Source organism: Pseudomonas sp. BF-B-15, from assembly GCF_019946675.1.
Lineage (GTDB): Bacteria > Pseudomonadota > Gammaproteobacteria > Pseudomonadales > Pseudomonadaceae > Aquipseudomonas > Aquipseudomonas migulae.
In genome coordinates, this window is sequence record NZ_JAGYFZ010000042.1 from 14,913 (window position 1) to 38,253 (window position 23,341).

25 protein-coding genes and 1 tRNA gene are annotated in these 23,341 nt (G+C 56.9%); 12 read left to right on the plus strand and 14 right to left on the minus strand.

Going from position 1 to position 23,341, the window contains the following annotated elements; translation table 11 throughout:
- The first annotated feature begins 173 nt into the window (after nt 1-173).
- The 6 genes from fos (at nt 174) to KGA97_RS15360 (ending at nt 5,085) form a co-directional block, all read left to right on the plus strand.
- Nucleotides 174-638, plus strand: coding sequence for a fosfomycin resistance glutathione transferase (gene fos, locus KGA97_RS15335; RefSeq protein WP_223481024.1), 465 nt, complete (start codon nt 174-176; stop codon nt 636-638).
- Between the two features lie 17 nt (nt 639-655).
- A complete protein-coding gene (locus tag KGA97_RS15340; protein ID WP_192420580.1) occupies nt 656-1,294 on the plus strand; it encodes a LysE family translocator in 639 nt (212 codons plus the stop codon).
- Between the two features lie 87 nt (nt 1,295-1,381).
- Nucleotides 1,382-2,731, plus strand: a complete 1,350-nt coding sequence (locus tag KGA97_RS15345) for a bifunctional diguanylate cyclase/phosphodiesterase (RefSeq protein ID WP_008036168.1) — start codon at nt 1,382-1,384, stop codon at nt 2,729-2,731.
- Between the two features lie 118 nt (nt 2,732-2,849).
- Complete coding sequence (locus KGA97_RS15350) at nt 2,850-3,008, plus strand: KGG domain-containing protein (RefSeq protein WP_008025734.1); 159 nt, start codon at nt 2,850-2,852, stop codon at nt 3,006-3,008.
- 73 nt (nt 3,009-3,081) lie between these two features.
- On the plus strand, nt 3,082-3,585 hold the full coding sequence (locus KGA97_RS15355; RefSeq protein ID WP_223481025.1) for a DUF4142 domain-containing protein: 504 nt from the start codon (nt 3,082-3,084) through the stop codon (nt 3,583-3,585).
- A gap of 414 nt (nt 3,586-3,999) precedes the next feature.
- Complete coding sequence (locus KGA97_RS15360; protein WP_223481026.1) at nt 4,000-5,085, plus strand: type I restriction endonuclease; 1,086 nt, start codon at nt 4,000-4,002, stop codon at nt 5,083-5,085.
- Between the two features lie 55 nt (nt 5,086-5,140).
- Here the strand turns inward: KGA97_RS15360 and KGA97_RS15365 are convergent, their stop codons facing one another.
- Entirely contained in the window at nt 5,141-5,680 is a 540-nt protein-coding gene (locus tag KGA97_RS15365) for an AidA/PixA family protein (RefSeq protein ID WP_223481035.1), read from the minus strand.
- Between the two features lie 126 nt (nt 5,681-5,806).
- Nucleotides 5,807-6,310: an inclusion body family protein gene (locus KGA97_RS15370; protein WP_008036175.1), complete on the minus strand. Its 504-nt coding sequence runs from the start codon at nt 6,308-6,310 to the stop codon at nt 5,807-5,809.
- A 393-nt stretch (nt 6,311-6,703) separates the two neighbouring features.
- On the opposite strand from KGA97_RS15370, the gene tam reads away from it, so the two are divergent.
- Nucleotides 6,704-7,474: a trans-aconitate 2-methyltransferase gene (gene tam, locus KGA97_RS15375; protein WP_223481027.1), complete on the plus strand. Its 771-nt coding sequence runs from the start codon at nt 6,704-6,706 to the stop codon at nt 7,472-7,474.
- Nucleotides 7,475-7,772: 298 nt separating this feature from the next.
- On the opposite strand, the gene KGA97_RS15380 is transcribed toward tam, so the two are convergent.
- Together KGA97_RS15380 and KGA97_RS15385 are read right to left on the minus strand one after the other, a co-directional pair.
- Entirely contained in the window at nt 7,773-8,039 is a 267-nt protein-coding gene (locus KGA97_RS15380; RefSeq protein WP_223481028.1) for a short-chain dehydrogenase, read from the minus strand.
- Nucleotides 8,040-8,650: 611 nt separating this feature from the next.
- Nucleotides 8,651-8,989: a hypothetical protein gene (locus KGA97_RS15385; protein ID WP_223481029.1), complete on the minus strand. Its 339-nt coding sequence runs from the start codon at nt 8,987-8,989 to the stop codon at nt 8,651-8,653.
- Nucleotides 8,990-9,443: 454 nt separating this feature from the next.
- Here KGA97_RS15385 and KGA97_RS15390 point away from each other — a divergent pair, with 454 nt between their 5' ends.
- Genes KGA97_RS15390 through KGA97_RS15410 form a run of 5 tightly spaced genes read left to right on the plus strand, consistent with a single transcriptional unit; the run spans nt 9,444 to nt 14,519 of the window.
- Nucleotides 9,444-10,922: a cytochrome c oxidase subunit II gene (locus KGA97_RS15390; protein ID WP_223481030.1), complete on the plus strand. Its 1,479-nt coding sequence runs from the start codon at nt 9,444-9,446 to the stop codon at nt 10,920-10,922.
- Between the two features lie 43 nt (nt 10,923-10,965).
- The gene (gene ctaD / locus KGA97_RS15395) at nt 10,966-12,741 is read left to right on the plus strand and encodes a cytochrome c oxidase subunit I (protein WP_223416129.1); all 1,776 of its coding nucleotides are present in this window, start codon (nt 10,966-10,968) and stop codon (nt 12,739-12,741) included.
- Entirely contained in the window at nt 12,738-13,430 is a 693-nt protein-coding gene (locus tag KGA97_RS15400) for a cytochrome c oxidase subunit 3 (protein ID WP_008036190.1), read from the plus strand. Before ctaD ends, KGA97_RS15400 begins: the two co-directional genes overlap by 4 nt.
- Nucleotides 13,431-13,436: 6 nt before the next feature.
- Entirely contained in the window at nt 13,437-14,147 is a 711-nt protein-coding gene (locus KGA97_RS15405) for a heme-copper oxidase subunit III family protein (RefSeq protein ID WP_008036192.1), read from the plus strand.
- 54 nt (nt 14,148-14,201) lie between these two features.
- Nucleotides 14,202-14,519 carry a cytochrome C oxidase subunit IV family protein gene (locus tag KGA97_RS15410; protein ID WP_007988247.1) on the plus strand — a complete coding sequence of 106 codons (318 nt, stop codon included), beginning with the start codon at nt 14,202-14,204 and terminating at the stop codon, nt 14,517-14,519.
- 52 nt (nt 14,520-14,571) lie between these two features.
- On the opposite strand, the gene KGA97_RS15415 is transcribed toward KGA97_RS15410, so the two are convergent.
- The 10 genes from KGA97_RS15415 to atzF all read right to left on the minus strand — a co-directional run bounded on the left by KGA97_RS15415 (nt 14,572) and on the right by atzF (nt 23,329).
- A complete protein-coding gene (locus tag KGA97_RS15415) occupies nt 14,572-15,126 on the minus strand; it encodes a magnesium transporter (protein ID WP_192228681.1) in 555 nt (184 codons plus the stop codon).
- A 349-nt stretch (nt 15,127-15,475) separates the two neighbouring features.
- Complete coding sequence (locus tag KGA97_RS15420) at nt 15,476-15,841, minus strand: hypothetical protein (RefSeq protein WP_008036195.1); 366 nt, start codon at nt 15,839-15,841, stop codon at nt 15,476-15,478.
- Nucleotides 15,826-16,608 (minus strand): hypothetical protein, encoded by a 783-nt coding sequence (locus KGA97_RS15425; RefSeq protein ID WP_008036197.1) that lies wholly within the window; start codon nt 16,606-16,608, stop codon nt 15,826-15,828. Before KGA97_RS15425 ends, KGA97_RS15420 begins: the two co-directional genes overlap by 16 nt.
- 10 nt (nt 16,609-16,618) lie before the next feature.
- Nucleotides 16,619-17,164, minus strand: a complete 546-nt coding sequence (locus KGA97_RS15430; protein ID WP_207286108.1) for a PAAR domain-containing protein — start codon at nt 17,162-17,164, stop codon at nt 16,619-16,621.
- Between the two features lie 314 nt (nt 17,165-17,478).
- Nucleotides 17,479-17,552 (minus strand) — tRNA-Gly (locus KGA97_RS15435).
- A 180-nt stretch (nt 17,553-17,732) separates the two neighbouring features.
- The gene (locus tag KGA97_RS15440; protein WP_223481031.1) at nt 17,733-18,617 is read right to left on the minus strand and encodes an alpha/beta fold hydrolase; all 885 of its coding nucleotides are present in this window, start codon (nt 18,615-18,617) and stop codon (nt 17,733-17,735) included.
- Between the two features lie 313 nt (nt 18,618-18,930).
- The gene (locus tag KGA97_RS15445; protein WP_008025762.1) at nt 18,931-19,623 is read right to left on the minus strand and encodes a pseudouridine synthase; all 693 of its coding nucleotides are present in this window, start codon (nt 19,621-19,623) and stop codon (nt 18,931-18,933) included.
- A gap of 57 nt (nt 19,624-19,680) precedes the next feature.
- Nucleotides 19,681-19,875: a cysteine-rich CWC family protein gene (locus KGA97_RS15450; protein ID WP_008025763.1), complete on the minus strand. Its 195-nt coding sequence runs from the start codon at nt 19,873-19,875 to the stop codon at nt 19,681-19,683.
- Between the two features lie 6 nt (nt 19,876-19,881).
- Nucleotides 19,882-21,369, minus strand: coding sequence for a sensor domain-containing diguanylate cyclase (locus KGA97_RS15455; protein WP_008036200.1), 1,488 nt, complete (start codon nt 21,367-21,369; stop codon nt 19,882-19,884).
- A 193-nt stretch (nt 21,370-21,562) separates the two neighbouring features.
- Nucleotides 21,563-23,329 (minus strand): allophanate hydrolase, encoded by a 1,767-nt coding sequence (atzF, locus tag KGA97_RS15460; protein ID WP_223481032.1) that lies wholly within the window; start codon nt 23,327-23,329, stop codon nt 21,563-21,565.
- Nucleotides 23,330-23,341: the final 12 nt, after the last annotated feature.

The window sequence follows — 23,341 nt, forward strand, 5'->3', positions numbered from 1 at the left end:
CGGCTTGCCGGCGATGGGGCCCTCGAAAACGGCATTGCAATCTCAGGCCGCAATCGCTGGCAAGCCAGCTCATTCAAGGGATCTGGTCCTGGATCAGACGTTGAACGGGTTGTATGAGCGGATTGAGGAGGAGATATTGCACAGCCTATCTTCCGACGTTCGAGGTAATCAGATTGCTAACCGGCCTCAACCACCTGACCCTCGCCGTCACCGACCTCAACCGCAGCGTGGCGTTCTATCACGACCTCCTGCAACTTAAGCTCGAAGCCACATGGGACTCCGGCGCCTATCTTTCGCTACCCGGCCTGTGGTTGTGCCTTTCCCTCGATCCCCTGCGCAACGCCGAACCCGCCACCGACTACACCCATTACGCCTTCAGCATCAGCGCATCTGGCTTCCTGCCATTCGTCGAGCACCTTCGTGCCGCCAACGTCCGCGAATGGCGCGAAAACCGCAGCGAAGGCGCGTCGTTCTACTTCCTCGACCCCGACGGCCACCAGCTCGAAGCCCATGTCGGCGACCTGGCGTCGCGATTGGCCGCCTGTCGTCAGGGGCCGTACGCAGGAATGAAGTTCTTCGACGATCAGTCAGTCGATTCCCCGGGACCTGATATAGACTTGCGCCCATTCACCGGATAGTACAAAAGGATTTCCCGATGACCCCATCGCTGCTCATGGCCGTTCTCGCCTCGGGCTTTATCTACGGCATCACGCCCGGGCCCGGCGTTTTGGCGGTGTTCGGTATTGGTGCAGCGCGTGGGCGAAGGGCAGGGGCAGGCTTTTTGTGCGGGCATTTGCTCGGGGACGTGGTCTGGTGCAGCACCGCGCTGATCGCGATTGTCGGTGCGCGGGAAATCGGCAGCACCGCGTTTGACGTGTTGGGCGTGCTCAGCGGGCTCTATCTGTTCTGGCTCGGTTTGCGCGCAGTGCGGGCCAAACGCAGCAGCGCCGAAGTGCCGCAAGGCCCGGCACGGCAGCCGTTCTGGCACGGCATTCTGTTCGGTCTGACTAATCCGAAAGCCTATCCGGTGGCGGTGGCGACTTTTACGGCGTTGCTGTCCAGCCGTGCGGAACTGCTGCATTGGTCGATGCTGCCCTGGCTGATCGTTCTGAGCTTCGTTGGCGGTTTGATCGCCTACGCTATCCTCATTGGCATCGTCGGTGCACGGCAGGTGCGCAGCCTGTATCAACGGCATGAACTGGCGATCACCCGGTTGTGCGGGGTGATGTTTATCGGTTTCGCCATCAACGCCCTGGTGCATGCCTTGCCGGGGCTGATGCCGAACAAGGCTTGAAACTGATCGCAGGGACGCGTCAGCGGCATCATCACTGGTCAGGGATGGTTCTTTATTGCTGCATTGTTCGGACATGCTCTCTGCACCATGGCAACCAGAAATTCCGCGCCGTCGGCGAGTTACATCGATCTACTGCTGGACGCCGTTTGCGCGGTCGATAAACAGGGTCGCTTCGTTTTTGTCAGCGCGGCCTGCGAGCGCATTTTCGGCTACACGCCTGACGAGTTGGTCGGCCAGCCGATGATCGAACTGGTGCATCCCGCCGACCGCCAGCGCACCCTCGACGCCGCGCGGGAGATCATGGGCGGCGACCCCAAACTCAACTTCGAAAACCGCTACGTGCGCAAGGATGGCCGGGTGGTGCATATCCTGTGGTCCGCACGCTGGTCGGAAGTCGATCAACTGCGCATCGCCGTGGCCCGTGACATCACCGAACGCAAGCAGGCCGAGTCCCGACAAGCGGCGCTGTACGCGATTTCCGAAGCGGCCCACGCGGCGGAAGATTTGTTGGCGTTGTTCAAACGCATCCACCTGATCATCGGTGAATGGCTGCCGGCACTGAACTTCTCCGTGGCGCTGTATGACGAGCATTGCGCGCAGCTCAATTTCCCTTACCACGTCGACGACAACGAGCAGCAACCCGAACAGCCTGGAACGGTGACCGGACGCTTGTGTGCCGAAGTGATACGCAGCGGTCAACCGATCCTGCTGACCCCGAATCAGGAAAACACCCCCGCTGGATTCGAGGCGCTGGTCACGGGCCAGCATTCGCCATGCTGGCTGGGCGTGCCGTTGAACTCCCAGAAAGGCACCATCGGCGCGCTGATCGTCAAAAGTGTGGCGGGCGGCGAGCGTTACACCGAGCAAGACAAGGAACTGTTGCAGTTCGTGTGTGCCCAGGTCGCCACCGCCATCGAGCGCAAGCAGTTGCATGCCCGGCTGCAGCGCATGGCCCAATACGATCAACTGACCCAACTGCCCAATCGCGAGTTGCTCCGGGACCGGCTGAAAGCCTCGCTGGCACTGGCCAAGTCGGAAAGCGGGCGCATGGCGCTGTTGTACGTCGACCTCGACCGCTTCAAGGAAGTCAACGACACCCACGGCCATGCAGTCGGCGACATGCTGCTGCAAGCGGTCGCCAATCGCCTGAAAGGCTGCGTGCGGGAAACCGACACCGTGGCGCGCATCGGCGGCGATGAGTTCGTGGTGCTGCTGCACACCATTCAGGCCTCGGAAGATGCCGACAGCGTGGCGGGCAAAATCCGTCATATCCTCGCGCAACCGCTGCGGCTGGATGGGCACAGCCTGAACATTCAATTGAGCATCGGCGTCGCACATTTTCCCGAGCATGGCACGGAAGAAAAGCAACTGTTCCGCCATGCCGACGAGGCGATGTACACAGCCAAACGCCAGCATCACCTGCGACTCGGGGCCTGAAAACCACGGCACCGTTCGTCGCGTCGATCCCGTTTTTTTTTAAACCTTTGCGGTGATGGAAATTCAGATCCTATGCGGGCTCCTGCTCGCTGCGATCATCACCAAGAGGTAGAGAATCATGCCTAACTCAAGAAACTCGAACTCGGGAAGTTTCGCCAACGATCGAACGAAGGCGTCTGAAGCCGGTCGCAAAGGTGGGAAAACGACCACCACGACTGTCGATAAAGAACCTTTGAAACCCGACATGGGCCGCAAAGGTGGCCAGAAATCCAAGTAGTGGTGAAAGTGGTTTTGATTGAGAGGCGGGAGCGAAAGCTCCCGTTTGAATTTATAGAGAGGAGGGCGCGACCATGAGCCAGATGGCCACCCGATTATGCAGCACCGGATTTGCCACGTTACTGGGCCTGTGTGCCAGCAGTGCCTTTGCCCAGTCCCCCGCCGAATTCATCGACGATGCCTCGGCCAAAGGCATGGCCGACATCGAAGCCAGTCGCCTGGCGCACCAGAAATCCGAATCCAAAGAGATCAAGGACTTCACCATCATCGTCATCAACGACCGCACCACTGCGAACCAGCACCTGGCGAAAATCGCCAGGCAACTGGATCTGCCGGTAGCGCCACGGGAAGAGGTGGTCGACAAGGCCAAAGCCTTGATGCCGCAAGTGCAGGAGGGTGCGTCCTTTGATCAGGCTTATGCCGCGAGCCAGGTGAAAACCACGCAGGAAGCCATCGAACAACTGGAGCAGGAGGCGCAGACCACCGACATACCGGAAATCAAAGCCTTCGCTGAAGAAACCCTACCCAAACTGCAGAACCACCTGCAAATGGCCAGGGCGCTGCAAGCAGATTGCTGACGCGCTTTCTGTAGGAGCCGGCTTGCTGGCGATCCAACCGCCGCGGTGTGCCAGGCACACCGCTTTCGCGACTGAATTGCCCCGCGCACTCAACAGTCGTTCAAATCCTGTTTGTGCTTGCCCTTGCTCACCAATCCCTGCACCTCGTTTGCGCTCATGGAGCGATAGCCTCGACGCAGCTTCTGCGAGTTTTTGCGAACTTCATTGCCGTGTCCCTTATAGGAATGCGTCTGAATTGGTGACAGCGCGGGCGGGATGAAAATTCTGATTACCTGTTCGGATTCCATGAGGGCGGGGGAGGTTGTTCGCTATTCCTGGGCGGAATCTTTCTTTGTGCCGGTTTGTGTCTAGTATCAATGGCAGTCAATTTGCCAGCATGCAAACACACGGATCGAAACCAGGAAGGGGTTACGCATGGAATTTTTCGAAAAGTTAGCAAGTTTAGCCGCCAAAGTCCGCTTACAGAGCGCTGCAATTCAGACGGAGGAGGCGACGAAGAACGCTTTTGTCATGCCCTTTATCAGCACGGTGCTCGGCTACGATGTCTTCGATCCGACCGAGGTGACTCCCGAATTCGTCTGCGATATCGGAACGAAGAAGGGAGAAAAAATTGACTACGCAATCATGAAGGCTGGCGAGGTGCAGATCCTGATCGAGTGCAAGAAAATAGGTGAGCCGCTACACATCAATCATGCCTCCCAACTGTTTCGTTACTTCCATGTCACCAGCGCTCGTATATCTATCCTCACCAACGGACAGGTCTACAAGTTTTTCACTGACCTGGACGCGCCCAACAAAATGGATGAGAAGCCGTTTCTAGAGCTCGATCTCCTGGATATCGACGAGTATTCCGTCCCCGAATTGATAAAACTCACCAAATCAGCGTTCGATGTGGATTCGATCATCAGCGCTGCCGGTGAGTTGAAGTACGTCAGCCAAATCAAAAAAGTCATCGCTTCTCAGGTCAGCAAGCCAGACGACGATTTTGTGAAAGTGTTCGCTTCGCGGGTCTACGACGGGGTGATTACTCAAAAAGTCCGTGAGCAGTTCCATGAGCTGACGAGAAAGGCTGTGGTGCAATTTCTCAATGACCAGATCAATGACCGGCTCAAGTCGGCCATGAGCGGAGCCATTCAGCCCACGCTTGCTTCTTTACCGGTTTCTTCCGGTGATGCTGAGCAACCGGATCTACGAGACGAGTCAGAAGACAAGGTTCTGACAACTTTGGAGGAGCTGGAGGGTTATCACATCGTCCGCGCCGTGGTCCGCTCAGTCGTGGATGCCAAGCGGATTGTTCAGCGCGATACCCAGAGTTACTTCGGCATCCTGCTGGACGACAACAACCGCAAACCGATCTGCCGTCTGCACTTCAATCGCTCACAGAAGTACATCGGCATATTTGACGAAGAGAAGAATGAAACCCGGCATGCAATTAACTCTGTTGATGACATCTACGAATATTCGGATCATTTGAAGAAGACGGTTGGGTATTACGATTAGCCTGCTGATTGCGAAAAAAAACCGGCCCTTAAGGTCGGTTTTTTTTGATATTTTTTCAGTCCGAAAGCCTCACCTCAACCGCCCAACTGAAATACCCCAATGCCTCGCAGTTTTTATCAACCAGCATGAAATGCAGCTCACACGCCTCAACTCCGGCGGCGAGTCGGGTGCATGCCCAATAATGATCATCGGCTTGGTGAGTACCCGGTTCAGTCGGGTTTTCAGTGTCGGGTGCCGGCACTGTCAGGTCGCCCCGCACCACCAGTTCCGGCGCCGACAATACGCCGGCATCACCAACAGATATCTCGTAAAACACTACGCTGTGCTCAGCGAGCAAGCTGACGGTTCTTCCACGGATATGGAAAGTCGCATCGCTGCCAGCGGTCAACGTGATTATGCTGTCATTTGTTGTACTTTGTGGTTCTGACGATCCGTTGATGCTGAAGACGAATCCATCGGAAATGGGTGTCGGATTGTCCGCCTCAAGACTCGGGGCCGGGTAGCGTAGAAGCAGTGATTCGGCATCGACGATCAGCAACACATTGTTGGCAGTCGCGACGCTTGAGGAAGGAGATTTGATCGGTTCGGAAGTCATCATGGATTCCTTTCATGATGGTGACACTTGACGGTAGCCGCTTCGGTTTATGCAAGGCATTCCGTTCCTGTCGAGGCGGCAACGCAGTCAGCAAAAGCCCCTCGTTGCCAAGGGGCCTGACGCTCGTCAGTTGCGGATGGTGATGAACGGGTCCCACGAACAGCAGCCGACGATCTTGCACTCGCGATCCACGATCAGGAAGTGGAAGTGATACGTCACGCTGCCGCTGGACAGGGTTTCCGAAGACCAGTAATGGTTATCGACTTTCTGGCAGCTGGGCACTGATGGATTGCTGGTGTTGGGCACGGCTACGCAGGCAGTAGCCTTGCGTGGCGTGGGTGTGGAGATCAAGTCAAGGCCGACATTGCCGATGAATTTATAGAAAATCACCGCGGTCTCGAAGCTCTGCGACAGGCTGGTTTCACGCCAGCGAATCAGGTCGCCCACCTGGGCTTTCAAGTTGAGTTCGCCACCGGCCTGGCCGCTCACCACGTTGTTCTGGTTGGTCACCATGTACACGTGATTGACGTCGATCAGTGTCGGCGCAGCAGGGTTTTTGCTGATGTTCGGGTAGTTTTTCAGAATGGTTTCGGTGTCGATGGAAACCAGTACATCCGTGACTCGAGACATAGTGAAACTCCTTGTTCATAGTGAATGCCTGGCATCTTTCCAGGCTCAACAACGCTTGCTTGCCTTGCGGTCGTTGCGCAAACACTACGGACGGAACCCACCTGTCACGGGCATGAGCTGGCCTTGCTCCTTGAGTACAAACCAACGGGTTCGGGTTCCTTCCGACGGGCCGCGATTGGACTATAGAAGTGAAATTCAGGCTGTCAAAACTGCTTTGCTGATAGCTCGACGAACGGTCGATCTGGTTATGAATTCTGATCATTTGGCGATAAGAAACGACCTGCATATCCTTCGAACATCCAAAAGTCGGGTAGGGAGGGATGCGTGGGGCGAGGTATCGTAGCGAACCGGTTGTCGGCCCACGCCCGGACAACGATTCGACAGGAGAACGCAATGAGTTGGTCCGCCAAGCAATACGTCGCTTTTGAAGATGAACGCACGCGCCCGGCCCGGGATCTGCTCGCGGCGATCCCGCCCGTTGAAGCACGCTCGGCCATCGACATCGGTTGCGGCCCCGGCAACTCGACCGAGCTGTTGTTGGAACGCTTCACCAGCGCCACGGTGCGCGGCGTCGACAGTTCGACCGACATGATCGAAGCCGCCCGCAAGCGCTTGCCGCAGGTGCAGTTCGACACCGTGGATATTGGCACCTGGAACGAGAGCGGTCCGTTCGACGTGATCTTCGCCAACGCGGTGTTGCAGTGGCTGCCCGATCACGCGAATTTGCTGCCGGCTCTGGTGAGCAAGCTTTCTCCCGGTGGCAGCCTGGCGATTCAGATGCCCGACAACCTCAACGAACCGTCCCATCGCCTGATGCGTGACGTCGCTGCCAATGGCCCGTGGGCCAGCAAATTGGCGGACGCCGCCGGGCAACGCACGGAAATGGCCAGTGCCAGCGACTATTACTCGATGCTGCGACCGCACTGCGCGCGCGTCGATGTGTGGCGCACCACCTACCATCATCCGCTGGCGGGCGGCGCGTCGGGCGTGGTCGAGTGGTTCAAGGGCAGCGGCTTGCGGCCGTTTCTCGAACCGCTGGATGACGCGGAAAAGGCGCAATACCTCAAGCAATATCACGCCGCTATCGAGCAGGCGTACCCGACGCTGAGCGATGGTTCGGTGCTGCTGCCGTTCCCGCGATTGTTCATCGTCGCGACCCGCTAAGTGCGGAAAAGGGACGGATAACGCGGAACGTCATCTGTCCCTTCGCTTGGTGCTCAAGTAATCGAAAAGAAACGACGCAAAGCCGAATAACCCGATCATTGAAATGATCATGAGCCCCAACTCTGAATTGTCCATGCTGATCTCTGCGTGAAAGGTGAGAGGGCAGGGTAGGTGGTTTTTTGTCGGGTTTGAGGGGGCGCTACGGCTTCTTTACTGGGGGGCGGGGATCTATACGGAAACTATACGTGGGGCGGTTAAATGCGGAGAGCGCCTCGAAAGACGCCCTCAAATCACGGCACTACTTTTCCGTATCCATACGTCGCGCAATGACATCCATCACATCGCAGCCATCGCGCAGCGGTATGGAGCAGAGCAGTGCGAAGTCGCTGAGAATCACCGAGTCGGTAATGATTTCACCGCGCATCGCGAGGTTTTCCAGGACCTGCGTTACCGCGCCGATTCTGTAGCGGGCGGAGCTGAGTAGGGAATGCAGTGGTTGGGTGGTGTTTACGTAGAACGTGGGGAGGTCGTCGGCGTTGCTGGTTAAAGCCATGTATTCATTCATGAGTGATCACCATATCTAAGGGAAGACCTACCACTCAATCGTCGCCAAACAATAGGGTGGTAACTGTACGCGGGTTGGCGAACCGGGACACGGCAAAACCGGCAGACCCTGGGGTCTCCCACGCACAGCTACCAAAAACAAGGCAGCCAAGTGCATTCAAAAGCGCTCCGAGAAATCCTCGGAGGCTTTTGTGCCAGTCATCGAGTCGCCAAACCCAATACGCCATTTGGGCGCGTTCGGACTATAGGTCTCATGACAAAGGCACAGCAATGGACAAGTCTACGGACAATTCCCAGAGTCGTGTAGGACCTTGCCTATTCAGCTATTGGCCACTTTTTGGCCACCAGTATTCGTGTACTTGACCCCTGGTTTTTCAGGTGTTGATTGGCCGTTCAGGATGAAGTGTCAGTGTCCCAACAAGTCCCGCCCATAAAAAACCTTTACTGGCCCGAGAAAAACGCTAACAAAGCATCGACTTTATGTGAAAACGTTAATTTATTCCTATGCCCCACCCGACACCTTATCGTCGCGACGCGTTGATGAAACAGGGCAGACGCCACTCTTTCCGTCCGCCCCTTCCGCGCATTTGAGGACCGAAAATCCCTTAGCCGCTAATCAATCAACTGATCAATCAAAACCGCGTTGCTGTAGATCAGGCAGCCATCGCTCGCTCGATGTCCCACCAGATGAAACTGGCCGCGCTCGTTGTGGATATAGACGCGCATCTGGCAGTCGGACAAAGGCCCGTACCCCCCTGGCAAGATCAACTCCAGGGTGTCCATGTCGACGTCAACCATGGCTTCCTTTTCATGGGTCTTCTGCAAGCGTTCTTCAGCGTCCTCCAAGCCCCGGTGGAGGGGGCCATCGACGTAAAAATGGATTTCACCTATTGGGGTCGATTTTTGCGCGCCGTTGAATTTGCACCAGCCTTCGATCGTCAAGGCACTCATGACGAAATCTCCGTTGTGGACGGCTGGACGTTGTAGCTCTTAGCCGTCATGGGTCTGACCGCTATACCCGGCAAGGACCGTCTTCAGTGGCATTTTCAGCCGATCCCTGACTGCGTAACACAGATACTAATTATAGCTGGCCACCGCGTTTCGCTTACTCGATGTCTCTGCTCGCCTTTTTAGTCTGAGGGGTGTTACTGAATAGAGACAGTTAGATATAGCGAATGGATTTTAAGTAATCAGCTTGATGCCCAGGTTGGAATATCCAGATGCGCAGGCCTTGTAGCAACAGCGTCTGTAGCGCCCATGAACTATACTTCCAGCGAACTTTGCCACGACGAAAGGTGGTATTGGATCAGCCTGTTTTGGCGTCGGATGAGTCGTGATTAGACGCTGCTGTTCTGTGGGGATGCTTATGCATGCCAATGAGTGACAGGAATAGGAAGAAGGCAAAATGGCAATGGCAATTATTCTTGTCCTGATCGTTATTGCATCCGTGCTCTTCCATTTATTAGCGCCCTGGCATGCGGCACCACCCGCTTCCAACTGGGGTTCAATAGACACCACGCTGTTCATCACGCTGGTCATCAGCGGGATATTTTTCATCGCCATCACCGTGTTCATGGCGGTGGCCGTCATGCGTTTCCGTCACAAGGAGGGCGTCAGGGCCGCCTACCAGCCAGAAAATAAAAGGTTGGAATTCTGGCTGATTGTCGTGACGTCGATCGGGATTGCCGGGATGTTGGCGCCAGGTCTTGTTGTTTATAACGATTTCATCCGGGTGCCAAAAAATGCGTATGAACTAGAGGTGGTCGCCCAGCAATGGCAATGGGCTTTTCGTTTTCCGGGTCAGGACGGGAAGTTGGGGAAGTCGGATATCAAGCTTGTTGATTCGGTCAATCCACTTGGTCTTGATCCCAAGGACCCTGTTGGACAGGACGATGTAATAGTCAGAAGTAATGAAGTTCGTCTGCCGGTCGATCAACCAGTGAAAGTCTTGTTGCGCTCCAAAGATGTTCTGCACAATTTTTATATACCGCAGATTCGCAGCAAGATGGACATGGTGCCGGGAATGGTGTCGTACTTCTGGTTTACGCCAACTGTCATGGGTAAGTATGAAGTGCTGTGTGCCGAGTATTGCGGCGTCGGTCATTACAACATGCGCGGCAATATGATCGTGGTAGACCAGGCCGCCTTCGCTCAATGGCTGGGCAGCCAACCGACCTTTGCGCAGACATTGACCACTGCCGCCAGGCCCGGTCGGGACAGCGTGCTGGAAAAAGGCCGCCAGCTGGTCGAGCAATACGGCTGCCATGCCTGCCATAGCCAGGATGGCAGTGCCAGTCTCGGCCCGGGATGGAAGGGCTTGTACGGCCGCACCGAACAACTCGCCGATGGCAGCAGCGTGCAGGTCGATGAGGCTTACCTCAAAGAGTCGATCCTCGATCCGAAGGCCCGCCTGGTGCAAGGCTACCCGCCGGTGATGGTGGCCTATACTCTCAAGGATGATGAATTGGCTGCTCTCATCGCCCTGATCAAATCGCTGGGTGCCGGGCAGCCAGCCGAAGAACCGTCTACCGGCGACGTGTCGGGTTCAGGTGACGACCTGGTGGCACAGGGACAGCGGCTGGCGCAGTCGCTCGGTTGTCTGGCCTGCCACAGTGTTGATGGCAGCAAGGGTATCGGCCCCGGTTGGCAGGGCCTGTATGGCAAGGCAGAAACCCTTGCCGACGGTAAGAGCATCAAGGTAGATGAGGACTATTTGAAAGAGTCGGTTCTCAATCCCGCTGCCAAAATCGTCAAGGGCTACGCAGCCGTTATGCCGCCCTTCACGCCGAGCGACAAGGAGCTGAACGCCCTGATCGCTTTTATCAAATCCAAAGCGAATGCTGACGCTGAATCGAGCAAGGCTGAGCCAGGGAAGTCGCCGTAAAGCCGCCAGAAACACACTGAAACTTCGGCCGGAGGATGACGTGATGGCCTATGCGGAGCAAGCCGAAACAGAGGCACTGCACGAGCCGAAAAGTTTCCTGACCAAATATATCTGGAGTCAGGACCACAAGGTCATTGCCGTTCAATATTCCTTGACGGCGCTGTTCGTGGGTCTTATCGCCGTGGTGCTGTCCGGCTTGATGCGCATGCAGATTGGCTTCCCCGGCAGTTTGGCGTTCATGGACGCCAGTGCTTATTACCAGGCGATGACCATGCACGGCATGATCATGGTTATTTATTTGCTGACGGCCTTGTTTCTGGGGGGCTTCGGCAACTACCTGATCCCGCTGATGGTGGGCGCCCGCGACATGGTCTTCCCCTACGTCAACATGCTCAGCTACTGGTTTTACCTGCTGGCAGTCGTGGTGTTGCTCTCCAGTTTCTTTGTCCCGGGCGGCCCCACCGGTTCGGGCTGGACGCTCTATCCGCCACAGTCCATTACTCAGGGGACACCGGGGGTCGAGTGGGGCATCGTCCTGATGCTCGTCTCTCTGGCGATTTTTATTGTTGCCGCCACCATGGGCGGGCTGAACTACGTCACCACGGTGTTGCAGGCGCGCACCCACGGCATGACGTTGTTTCGCATGCCGCTCTCGGTGTGGGGAATCTTCATGGCCTCGATCATGGCCTTGCTGGCGTTCCCGGCGTTGTTTGTCAGCGCCGTCATGATGCTGTTCGACAAACTGTTGGGCACCAGTTTCTTTATGCCGGCGATCATCTCGCTGGGGCAGCAACTCGATCATCAAGGGGGCAGCCCCATCTTGTTCCAGCACCTGTTCTGGTTCTTTGGCCACCCGGAGGTCTACATCGTTGCGCTCCCGGCGTTTGGCCTGGTCTCGGACCTGATCAGCACCCATGCGCGGAAAAACATCTTCGGTTACCGAATGATGGTGTGGGCCATTATCGCGATTGGCGTGCTCAGCTTTGTGGTCTGGGCGCACCATATGTATGTCAGCGGAATGAACCCGTACTTTGGTTTTTTCTTCGCCGTCACCACCTTGATCATCGCGGTGCCGACCGCACTGAAAGTCTACAACTGGGTGCTGACCCTTTGGCACGGCGACATTCATCTGACCGTGCCGATGCTGTTTGCCCTGGCCTTTATCGTTACCTTCCTGGTCGGTGGCCTGACCGGGTTGTTTCTCGGCAATGTGATCGTGGACATTCCGCTCTCGGACACCTATTTCGTCGTCGCCCATTTCCATATGGTCATGGGCGTCGCGCCGGTACTGGTGGTGTTTGGCGGCATTTATCACTGGTTCCCGAAAGTTACCGGGCGCCTGTTGAATGACACGCTGGGCAAGTTGCATTTCTGGATTACTTTCCTGGGCACCTACGCCATCTTCTTCCCCATGCACTACCTGGGTTTCCAGGGCATGCCGCGGCGTTATTACGCTTATGACAACTACGCGTTCATCCCGCAGTCGGCGCAAGAGTTGAATGCTTTCATTACGGTGGTGGCCTTGACCGTCGGCGTTTCCCAGCTGCTGTTTGTGTTCAACCTGGCCTGGAGCACATTCAAGGGCAAGCCCGCCGGCGGCAACCCGTGGGGCGCGGCCAGCCTGGAATGGCAAACGCCGAACACTCCGCCGATACACGGTAACTGGGGCGCGAAGCTGCCGGTCGTGCATCGTTGGGCCTATGACTACAGCGTTCCGGGGATTGAACAGGATTTCGTGCCGCAAACAATCTCCGCCGAGGAGCTGGAACAGATGCGGCAGCTCAGTGCCGGAACCCGGGCTGCGGACGTTAAAACATGAACAGACTGCTGTTGAAAAACGCCGATGGCGCGGACCCCAACGGCAGCTGGAGCCGTGATCCCGAAGGGATTCAGTCCGCTGAAGGTGCCAATCGAAACCAGACCGCAAAAATAGGCCTGCGCCTGTTTCTGGTCGTGGTGAGTTCGTTGTTTTTTCTCTTTCTGTTGGCCTTTATCGCCCGTTCACAAATGTCCGACTGGCTACCGCTGACAGAGCCCTTGGCGCCGTTAGCCAATCCATGGCAACTCTGGGTGAATTCGGCATTTCTGGTGTTGAGTTGCATCGCGTTGCAGTGGGCGCGCATGGCCGCTCGCCAGGCCCGGCTGAACGCAACGGTCATTGGCTTTGTAGTGGGAGGCGTATTTGCAATTGCGTTTCTGGCGGGGCAGTTCTGGGTCTGGCAGCAGTTTGTCGCCTGGGGCTACTTTGTCGCCAGCAACCCGGCCAATAGCTTCTTCTACCTGTTGACCGGTGTGCACGGGCTCCACCTGCTGGGCGGTTTGTTTGCCTGGGGCAGGACCGTCGCCAGATTCCTGAGTCGCGTGCCGTTGCCGCAACTCAGCGCCAGCGTCGAACTCTGTGCCATCTACTGGCATTACTTATTGGGTCTGTGGATTGTGTTATTCGCTTTGCTGACCAGCACGCCACAGACTTATGAAGCCATCGCCAGACTCTGCGGCTTGAGGTGATCAGCCATGGCATCGCATCCACAAGCTCCAGGCGAAAGTTCATCCAATCCCCTCGGCTCGCCGTCTGCACCAGGATGGCAAGGCATCGCCAATGACTGGGCCTCGGACAAGGAGGCTTTCAAGCAGGTCCCTTGGGGCAAGGCGATGATGTGGATATTCCTGCTCAGCGACACGTTTATATTCACCTGTTTCTTGACCGGCTACATGTCGGTTCGCATGACCATCACCACGGCCTGGCCAAACCCCAGTGAAGTGTTCGCCTTGACCATCGGCGGTCGAGAAATCCCGCTGATTCTGATCGCCATCATGACGTTTGTGCTGATCAGCAGCAGCGGCACCATGGCCATGGCCGTGAACTATGCCTATCGCCGTGATCGCGCGAAAACCACCGCCCTGATGTTGGCGACCGCTGCCTTGGGCGTGACCTTCGTCGGCATGCAGGCATTTGAATGGAGCAAGCTCATCGCAGAAGGGGTACGTCCCTGGGGGAACCCCATGGGAGCGGCGCAATTTGGCGCCAGCTTTTTCATGATTACCGGTTTTCACGGCCTGCACGTGTCCATCGGCGCCCTCTACCTCAGCATCGTGGCGAGGAAAGTATTGCGGGGAGATTATGAGCGCTCCGGAAACTATCAAAACGTCGAGATAGCCGGGCTGTACTGGCACTTCGTGGATTTGGTGTGGGTGTTTATTTTTGCGTTTTTCTATTTATGGTAAGTCCGGGACGCTGTTCATGAAGGGGAGAGCAGGATCCGCAGAGGAGCACTGATGATGGCGCATGCTCAAGGTCAGCAACATCCGATCAGCCTGTACCTGAAAATCTGGGGGCTGTTATTCGTCCTCAGTACCCTGTCGTACCTGGTCGATTACTTTCACTTCCACGGCTACCTTCGCTGGGCCCTGATCATCACCTTCATGTTGCTGAAGGCCGGTCTGATCGTCTCCATCTTCATGCACATGGCCTGGGAACGATTGGCCATGGTCTACGCCATCCTGGTGCCACCGTTGTGTTTGCTGGTGCTTGTCGGACTGATGGCCACCGAGGCGGACTATGTGTTTCTCAGCCGGGTGATTTTCTTCGGTCAATAGGAAACGCCCGGACGACCTTGAGCCTCCGGGGACTGATTGGCAACCAATGCCGTTATATCGTTCGTTTGAACTGATGCCACCTGTGCAGCCAGGCGACTGTCCAGTGAGGGGCTGCCGTGCCCGTACCGGCAATCTTCAGCAGTGGATGGTGTTCGATAACTCCGTCCAATACCGGTTCTTGATTCGGCTCGACGTCCACAAAGAAAATGTGTTTTCCCTCTTCTACCACCTGTTTAAAACTGCGGAAGTGAGCGTTTGGCACCTGAATACCAAAAAAACCGCCTTCCCAGATGCAGAAGCCGAATATAACAACGGCGAGAAAGATAAAAGGCATCCAGCCTGCGACGGATTCGGTCCAGCCCAGCCAGTAGGCGCCGCCAAGGACCAACGCGGCGAGTGGCAAACCGATCACCGCACCGATTTCGCCAGAGTGAACGACATCCTGCTCCATCAACGAGTTGATCTCGTGCAGGTGATGTTGTTCAACATCAGCCACATGTTCGCTGAGCACATGGATTTGTTCGGAATTGATGCCGTTGGCTTCCAGTTCATTTTCAACGGCTTCAAGGTCGTCGAGATTGTCACTGATGTAATAGTGTCGATTCATGCCACACCTCCCATCCCGTGCTTGCCGTAGACCTCCTCTGTCTTGCAGCTGTTTGCCGGAATTTGCAGTCGGTATCGGTACCCGTGGGCAACGCTTCTCACTTCGTTCAAGCCAAGAAAAGTATAGCACTGCATGGCGTGCGGGCAGGGTAGGGGCATGGGGTCGCCTGGCCTTGCGGCAGTCTCGCGGGACTCCAGATTCCGGGCACAAAAAAACCGGTCACTTGGACCGGTTTTTTTTGTTTCTGCATCCCCCGTCAAAACCATCCTGACGTGAGACATAAATTCGATTTGAGCGGGTGAAGGGAATCGAACCCTCGTTATCAGCTAGGGAAGCTGGTGCAGGTGGGCTACTGGAATTGATTAAATTTCATGAGCTCCTTCCAAATGTAACCGTAGCTGTAGCGTAGCCATGTAACTTTTAACAGGTCGAAGCTACGTCGCAGCCAACTGTTTTCTCGCGCTTTGAGTTCTTTGGCTATTTCATCTAGTAACCATTCATCCTGAAAACCAGTCCAAACAGGAGGGACGGGCGTTTCAAGGTTGCTGAAACACACAGGCGCGACCTCTGAGTACAAGATGTCTTCAACGACCTTTGGGTCATAGCCCCGGATTCGTTCTGCAATAGAGGCGTAGTCGACAGTGCTGTCTACAAAAGCCTCTGCCAGCGCGATCTGGATGCTGGCTCGTTCCGCGGGGGTCAGAATATGTCCCAATGGGCCAGCTCCTCTAGCTCTGCGTCGAACGTATCAGCCGCGACCCCGCCTGCAATGCCACCAGCAATGCTACCGATGAGAACAACGGCTATGGCGCAAGCCGGAGCTCCAGGACCACAAAGTGCGGATATGCCCAAACCCGCCAGAAATCCACCCGCCGCACCACCACCCAGGATCGTGGCTTGACGAGCCGTTTCCTTGGCCTTGTCGTCTGCGTTCAGTATTTGGTAAGTGGCCAGCACCGCTGTCATGATGATGCCAACCTTGCCCATAACAGACATGATTTTGGTGCCAGAGGTGAACTTGGCATTGGCACTTCCGGACCGCTCCAGCGCTTTGTACAGGACTTCTTTTTGTTGGGCCTTTGAAAGTTGTTCGTAATTTTTGTTGAACTGGGTTTGAGATTTTTCGTTCAGGATTTCGCTGTGTGTTTTCCCGGTTTTCTTCTTTTTTTGCACGATGGCCAGGCCCTGCGCAGAGGTCAGCTTGCGGTGTTCGAGCATGATTTTGTTGCGCATCTCATTGCTGAACTTTGTCGCGTCCTCAACGCTTATGTTGCCGGCCCGCACCTCGGCGAATATCTGCTGTGACATTCGTCGAATATTGCCCTCGTAGCTTGCGCGGACGCGTTCGTCCTTTATGGCATCGATGGAAAAACGACTGGCCGCCCCCTCCATGCCTGCAACCGCCATCTCAAGGGGGGATCGGTCGAGCGTATGTTCACTTTTTACAACATAACTTCCGGTTACCAGGTTCGGTTCCGTCACGAGAATATCCTTATCCCAAAATATCGTTCAGCAGTCCGTCGATACCTGCGGTTGTGCAGGTGTTCTCGTGTTGGGCAAATACCAAGGTATGGCATGCCTTTCCGGTGGGGTTGGAAAATTTGACCGAGTTGTTTGCGTCAAAGACGCCGGGCATAGAAGACCCATCGTCAAAGTGAGCCGTGCAAGCAAATCCTTTGTAGCTTTCTTCTGCGGAAATCTTAAAACCGATCCAGTTCCCGTGAATGACCATGGGCGTAGGCGGAGTAAAGGGGGCAGGGGTGTGGGAGCTTCCGATGATGACCGTACCCGAACCGCCGATTACGACGTCGCCATGGGTTCCGACAGTGCCGACCAATGCGGCGTTTTTGCCGTTGATAAACACTGTGCCGGACACTTCCGAGGCTAACGCACTACCGCAAGTACACGTGTCCCCTTTGCGAGCGGCTGCAAGGCCGTCGAAGAACACATCAGGAGAGCCGGAGGCGATAGCTTTGGAGCCGTGCCCAGGTATGGGGCAACTGGTTGGGTCGGTGATTCGTGCAGCTGGCTTTGCCATGCTTGACTCCCTGTCAACGAATTTAACGAGGGCGACTGTATCAGACTTGTGCTGGAAAATAGCCCGCGCGGATGTTCGCGGGGTCATGCCTGGGCATGGGATGGGAGATGATGAACCAGAGTTATATGACTAAGCCTGATCAGCTGTGGGTGGCATGCGAATAGTGGTGTGTTGGCCAGTTGCCAGCGTGCAGGAGGGGCGCAATAGGTCTAAGTCGACTAAGCACTGGTATCTGTTTTTAGTTTGTTCGTGTTCTGAAAAAACAGAAACAGATACCTTGTTGACGCGGGGTAGGCTGGAGGCCTTGAAAATAGTGGAGCGGGTGAAGGGAATCGAACCCTCGTTATCAGCTTGGGAAGCTGGAGTAATGCCATTATACGACACCCGCTCAGAGCGGCTGACTTTGTACCAGATGTGCGCATGAAAATGAAGTTTTTCTTTGCGCGTGAGGGCTTTGGCACAGGTGAAACAAGACATCGGACCGGGTGGCGGTCGTTCGCGGGCAAGCCTCGCTCCTACAGATTGGCGTTAACGCTATAGGGCGAAGCTTGCTCGCGATGACGCTGTTTCAAATGGACAATGCATGTTGGTCCTGGACGTAGTGGTAACGCGGTCGGCTTGCCTGTTGCTCAGGTTTCAGGAAACCCAGCAACGCATTGCGACTGTCTCGGCAGGCGGCTTTGTGTTCCATGTCGAGAAAGTGGCCCGTCGCATCCAGCGTCGTGAACGTGGCGTGTTGCACGTGGTTGGCGAACAATCGCGCGCCATCGGCGGCGGTGTATTCGTCCCATTCGCCGTTCATGAACAGCACCGGCACGTTGATTTTCTCGGCCGCCTTGAAGAAGCACTGGCGGTCGCTGTGCAGCAGGTCGCTGATGTGGAAGTGCATCTGCCCGTATTCATGATCGGCCAGGCTGCTGACGTGACGGTAGTTGAAGCGCTTGAACAGGGTCGGCAGGTGTTTGCCGATGGTGCTGTTCACCAGGTTGCCGACCCGGTCGCCGTCACGGCTGCCAAGGTAGTCGACGCCGCGCTCGAGGTAGTCGAGCATGTGCGCGTTGATCTCCGGGGAGAACGAGCTGATCACGGCTTTTTCGATCCGTCGCGGTTGTTGGGCGAGGGCGACCAGGGTCGCGGCGCCACCCCAGGAAAACGACAGCACGTGTTCGGCGGCGAAGTGGTCGATCAGCTCCAGGAGGATCTGCCCTTCGACTTCCTTGGTCAGCAATTTTTCATGCAGGTTGTGGGCTTTTGACTTGCCCGCGTAGGGCTGGTCGTAGCAGACCACATTGAACTGCGGGTGGAGGTTTTTCACGGTTTGTGCAAACGACGCAGTCGTGGCCATCGAGCCGTTGACCAAGATAATGGTCTTCTCTGCGGCGTCTGCGCGATAGAACTCCGTGTAAACCCGATACTGACCTTGTATATCCAGCACAGCGATTTCTGGCCTCATGTCATAAGACTCCTGGCAAGCGGGTATGCGCGCAAATGAGATTGCACGAGCTTTGTGACAGGTAGGCATATGCCTGGAATTTGAAGGCCCATGTCGATCCATTGCAGTCCGGTCGACGGGTGTTGTTATTGGCGGGCAGTCTGTCGGTCTGAGGCGGAACCTTGAGGTTCTCTAACCGACAAAAAGTTTCTTAGACGTATGTTGTGACTCGTCAGTCACATTTCGGCTGACGACCTGATTCAAGCAGGGGAGTTGGCATCGCGCAAGTGCCATTCGTAAATTGTTCGACAACTTCTGCTGAGCGGTAGGCTGCTTAGATCAATCCGATCTCTTCATCGCTCAAAGGGCGGTATTCGCCCGGTTTCAACGTGCTGTCGAGCACCAGCGGACCCATGCGTTCGCGGTGCAGGCGCAGCACTTTGTTGTCGAAGTGGCCGAACATCCGCTTCACCTGGTGATAACGACCTTCGACGATGCTCAGCCGCGCTGACTTCGGCCCGAGCAGCGCCAGTTCGGCCGGCAGCGTGGTGAGGTCTTCGAAGGCGAAGTACAGGCCTTCGCTGAATTTCAAAGCATATTCCGGGCCGATGTCTTGCTCGGTCTCGACGTAGTAGACCTTGGGCAATTTGGTCTGCGGCTGGGTCAGGCGTCTCGACCAGCTGCCGTCGTTGGTGATCAGCATCAGGCCGGTGGTGTTGAAGTCCAGGCGGCCGGCGATGTGCAGGTCTTCCTTGTCCGGCTCGTCGAACAGATCAAGGACCGTCGGGTGCTCCGGATCGCGGGTGGCGCTGACGCAACCGGGGGGCTTGTGCAGCATGAAGTAGCGGGCGGGTTTGCCGAGTTGCAGCACTTCTTGATCGACTTCGACGCGGCTGAACTCCAGCACCTCGGTGTGAGGGTCGCTGACGATTTTTCCGTCGACCCGCACGCGCTTTTCCACCAGCAACAGGCGAACCTGCTTACGGTTGAAGCGGGGCAGGTTGCTGAGGAAACGGTCAACGCGCATGAAGTGAGATCGGCAGGAAACGGGCCGCGCATCTTACGTGATCGGCCACAAGGATGCTTACAACTGCGCCTCGACCTGCGCGCAGCGCGGGCACAGGCAGGATTTGTCGCGCAGTTCGGGCGGCAGTGCTTCGAGCACCGCCGGGTCGATGCTGACGCCGTAGCACCAGCAGGCCCGATCGGCGGTTCGCGGGTCGGCCAGGGTGCAGTCGTTGGAGGCGCCGCAGGCCGGGCAGAATTCAGGCTTGTTCATGTAGGACTATGCATAACTGGTGTGAGGCATTTCCGCGCAGGTACGGTTACGGCCGGATTGCTTGGCCCGATACATCGCATGATCGGCGCGGGAGAGCAGGGTGTGCAAGGTGTCATCCGGTTGCAGCGTGGTCAAGCCAATGCTGACCGTCAGATGCAAGGTGTGACCGTTGTAGGCATAAAGCTGTTCTTCGACATGCTGACGAATTTTCTCGGCAATCATCAGACCGGTCTCACCGTCCGTGTCCTTGAGCAGCACGATGAATTCTTCGCCGCCCCAACGGCAGACGATGTCGGAATGGCGCAGGCAACTCTCCAGATCCCTTGCGAAGCCGATCAGCACCTGATCGCCGGCGAGGTGACCGTAGGTGTCGTTCAAGGCCTTGAAGTGGTCCAGATCCAGCAGCAGCGCGGTCAGCGGTTTCGGTTCGCGTTGGGCTTCGTGCATGGCTTGTGCGGCCAGTAGATCGAAGCCGCGACGGTTCGGCAGTTCGGTCAGGCTGTCGAGGGTCGCCTGCGCCTGGATCTTGCCCTGATAACGCTTGATCACCCGATTGAGCAGGGCCAGCACAGTCAGGGTCACGAGCAGGCAGATCAGCAAGTTGAGGTACAGCGACTGGCGGATTTCGCTGAGGGCGCCGTCTTCGCGTTTGTCGACGAACAGGTACCAGTTCAGTTCCGGAATGAAGCGCACGTTGAGGAAATGGCCCTGGCCCTGGACGGAATATTCGTAGCTGCCGCTGTGGGGCTTGGGCAGCTGGTTGACCAGGCCTTTCATGCTTTCCAGGTCGTTGAGTTTCTGGCCGATATGCGCGCCCTGCGGGCCACCCTCGGCACCGGTAAGCACCAATCGGCCGAAGCTGTCGACGAAATACACGCTACGTTGATAGCGCTGTTGATACTTGTCGATCAGCTTGATCACCGCATCGACGGTCAGACCAACGCCTGCCGCGCCGATGAAACGGTTGTTGTAGTCGTAGACCTTGTAGTTGATGAAGAACGTCAGGTTGTCCTTGTTGGCCAGGTCCGGGTCGACGTTGATCTCGTAAGGGGCAGCCATGTCACGCACACGGAAATACCAGGCATCGCGCGGCTCAGTGACCTTGACCTGTTTGAGCACGCCTTTGGCGTGGTAGTAGGTGAGCGTGCCGTTGGAGACGAAAAATGCGGTGTAGGCGCCGTAGTGGGTCATGACCTCGTTGAGGTAGCGGGTCATCTGGTCGGGGTCGTGTTCGCCGTTGACCACCCAATCACGCATGAAGGTGTCGCGGGACATCATCGAGGAAATCAGGATCGGTCTGACGAGGTCTTTCTGGATTTCCGAGTAGACCGTGTCCGAAGTCAGCGGCAGCTCGGTGTTGACGATGTTGTCGCGGATCGAGGCGCGCGAGGCGTAGTAGCTGAGAAATGACGTGGCGAGAAAACCTGCGCCCAGCAGCGCGATCAGCGTGAGGACCAGCGAACGTTGCGAATACAGCGGCGAGTGAAGCAGCATGGCGATTCCGTTGGCAGTGGCCCGTTGGGGAGCATTCTAGTGGCACTGCGGGGAAATAACTGCGGGATTTGCAGGGTGAATCGGCGAGGATCAGGTCTTGTGGTGCCTGTGCTGACGTCTTCGCGGGCAAGCCTCGCTCCTACAGGGGATTGCGTAAACCTGTAGGAGCGAGGCTTGCGCGCGAATCGAAAGATCACCTCAAATCTGTCAGGTACGCACGCCATCCGCCCAAATGACTGATATCCACCGCCCCCTCCAGCCCATACGCCTCACAGATAAACCCGCTCTCCCAACGCCCGTCCGCCAGTTGCACCTTGCCCAACCCCAGCGGCGCCGGAATCCCGGTCAAAAACGACCCCAGCTCACTGCTCGGCAACTCCCAGACCTCCACCGCAATCGCTACGCCGCCATCCTTCACCCGCACCATCCCCGGACGAAACGGCGGGCCACCGGCCAATGCATACAGTTGATAGTCCGGCGAACTGAACGTCGTCTCGACCAACGTCGCGCCGCGCCGCTTCAACTGCCAGTTCAGCGCCAGCCCATCGAGATGCGCGCCGCACACCACCAACCGCGCACGATCATTACGCGCGACCGTTGTGGGTGCAGGAGAACGATGCTGAAACGCATCCGCCACACTCAACAAATACTGATCGGTAAACGCCCGGCCAAACACCGTCACGCCCCACGGCAAACCATTGCCCATGAACCCGCTCGGCACCGCGACGGCGGCGTAGTCCAGCAGGTTCATGAAGTTGGTGTAGTAACCCAGTTCCGAATTGCGCAGCACCGGCTCAGCCTCAAGCTCCGCCAGTGTGACGGGACGGCCGATGGTCGGTGTGACCACGCAATCGAGTCCTTCCAGCGCTTTGTCGCACAGCGCTTTCAAGGCTTGCAGCCGATATTGGGCGCGGAAGGTTTGCACACCGTTCACCGCCGGTGCCTTGGCCAGCACCGCACGAATCACCGGCAATACCGCTTGAGGATTTTGCTCCATCAACTCGCCGGCGACGCTGTAGCGCTCTGCCACCCACGGGCCTTCATACAGCAGGCGCGCCGCTTCAAGGAAAGGCGACAAATCCAGTTCCACGGCTTCACCGCCCAATGCCTTGAGCCGGTCGATGGCATCGCCGAACAACAGCGGACCTTCAGGGCAACCGAAGAACTCCAGGTCCTGCGCACGCGGTACGCCGAAGCGGAAAGGGCGCGGTGTGCCGAACGCCGAGCCGTCATTCCACAGCGGATTACGGCGACTGTATTCGTCCCGTGGATCGAGATGCGCGGTGAGCGCCAGCAACTGACTGGCTTCCCGAGCCGTCGCGGTAAAGGTCGTGACGCAATCGAGCGTACGACACGCCGGCACCACGCCCGCCGTGGAGATCAACCCTTTGGTGGCTTTCATCCCCACCAGATTGTTTAACCCCGCCGGCACTCGCCCCGAGCCCGCCGTGTCCGTGCCCAACGAAAAACTCGCCACGCCCAGCGCCACCGCCAGCGAAGAACCGGCGCTGGAACCGCCTGACGGATACTCCGGCAACACGCTGTTCGGGCACGCGCCATACGGCGAGCGGCTGCCGTTGAGGCCGGTGGCGAACTGGTCGAGGTTGGTCTTGCCCAGCGGAATCGCGCCCAGCGCCAGCAATTGCTCGACGATGGTCGCCGACTGCTGCGGCACATAGGCAAATGCCGGGCACGCTGCCGTGGTCGGAATGCCCGCCAGATCGATGTTGTCCTTGATCGCGAACGGCACGCCGTAAAGCGGCAGGCTGTCGATATCGCGGCCGTCGAGCGCGGCGAGGTACGGCTCCAGTTCTTCAATGCTGAGCAAATGAATGAACAGGTGATAGTCCGGGTTCAGGGCGGCGGCTTTATCGCGCAGGGCCAGCAGCAGCTGTCGCGGTGTGATGCTGGCGTCGCGATAAGCGCTGCGCAGGGCGTCGAGTTGCAGATTGATGGTCATGAAGTGAGTCCT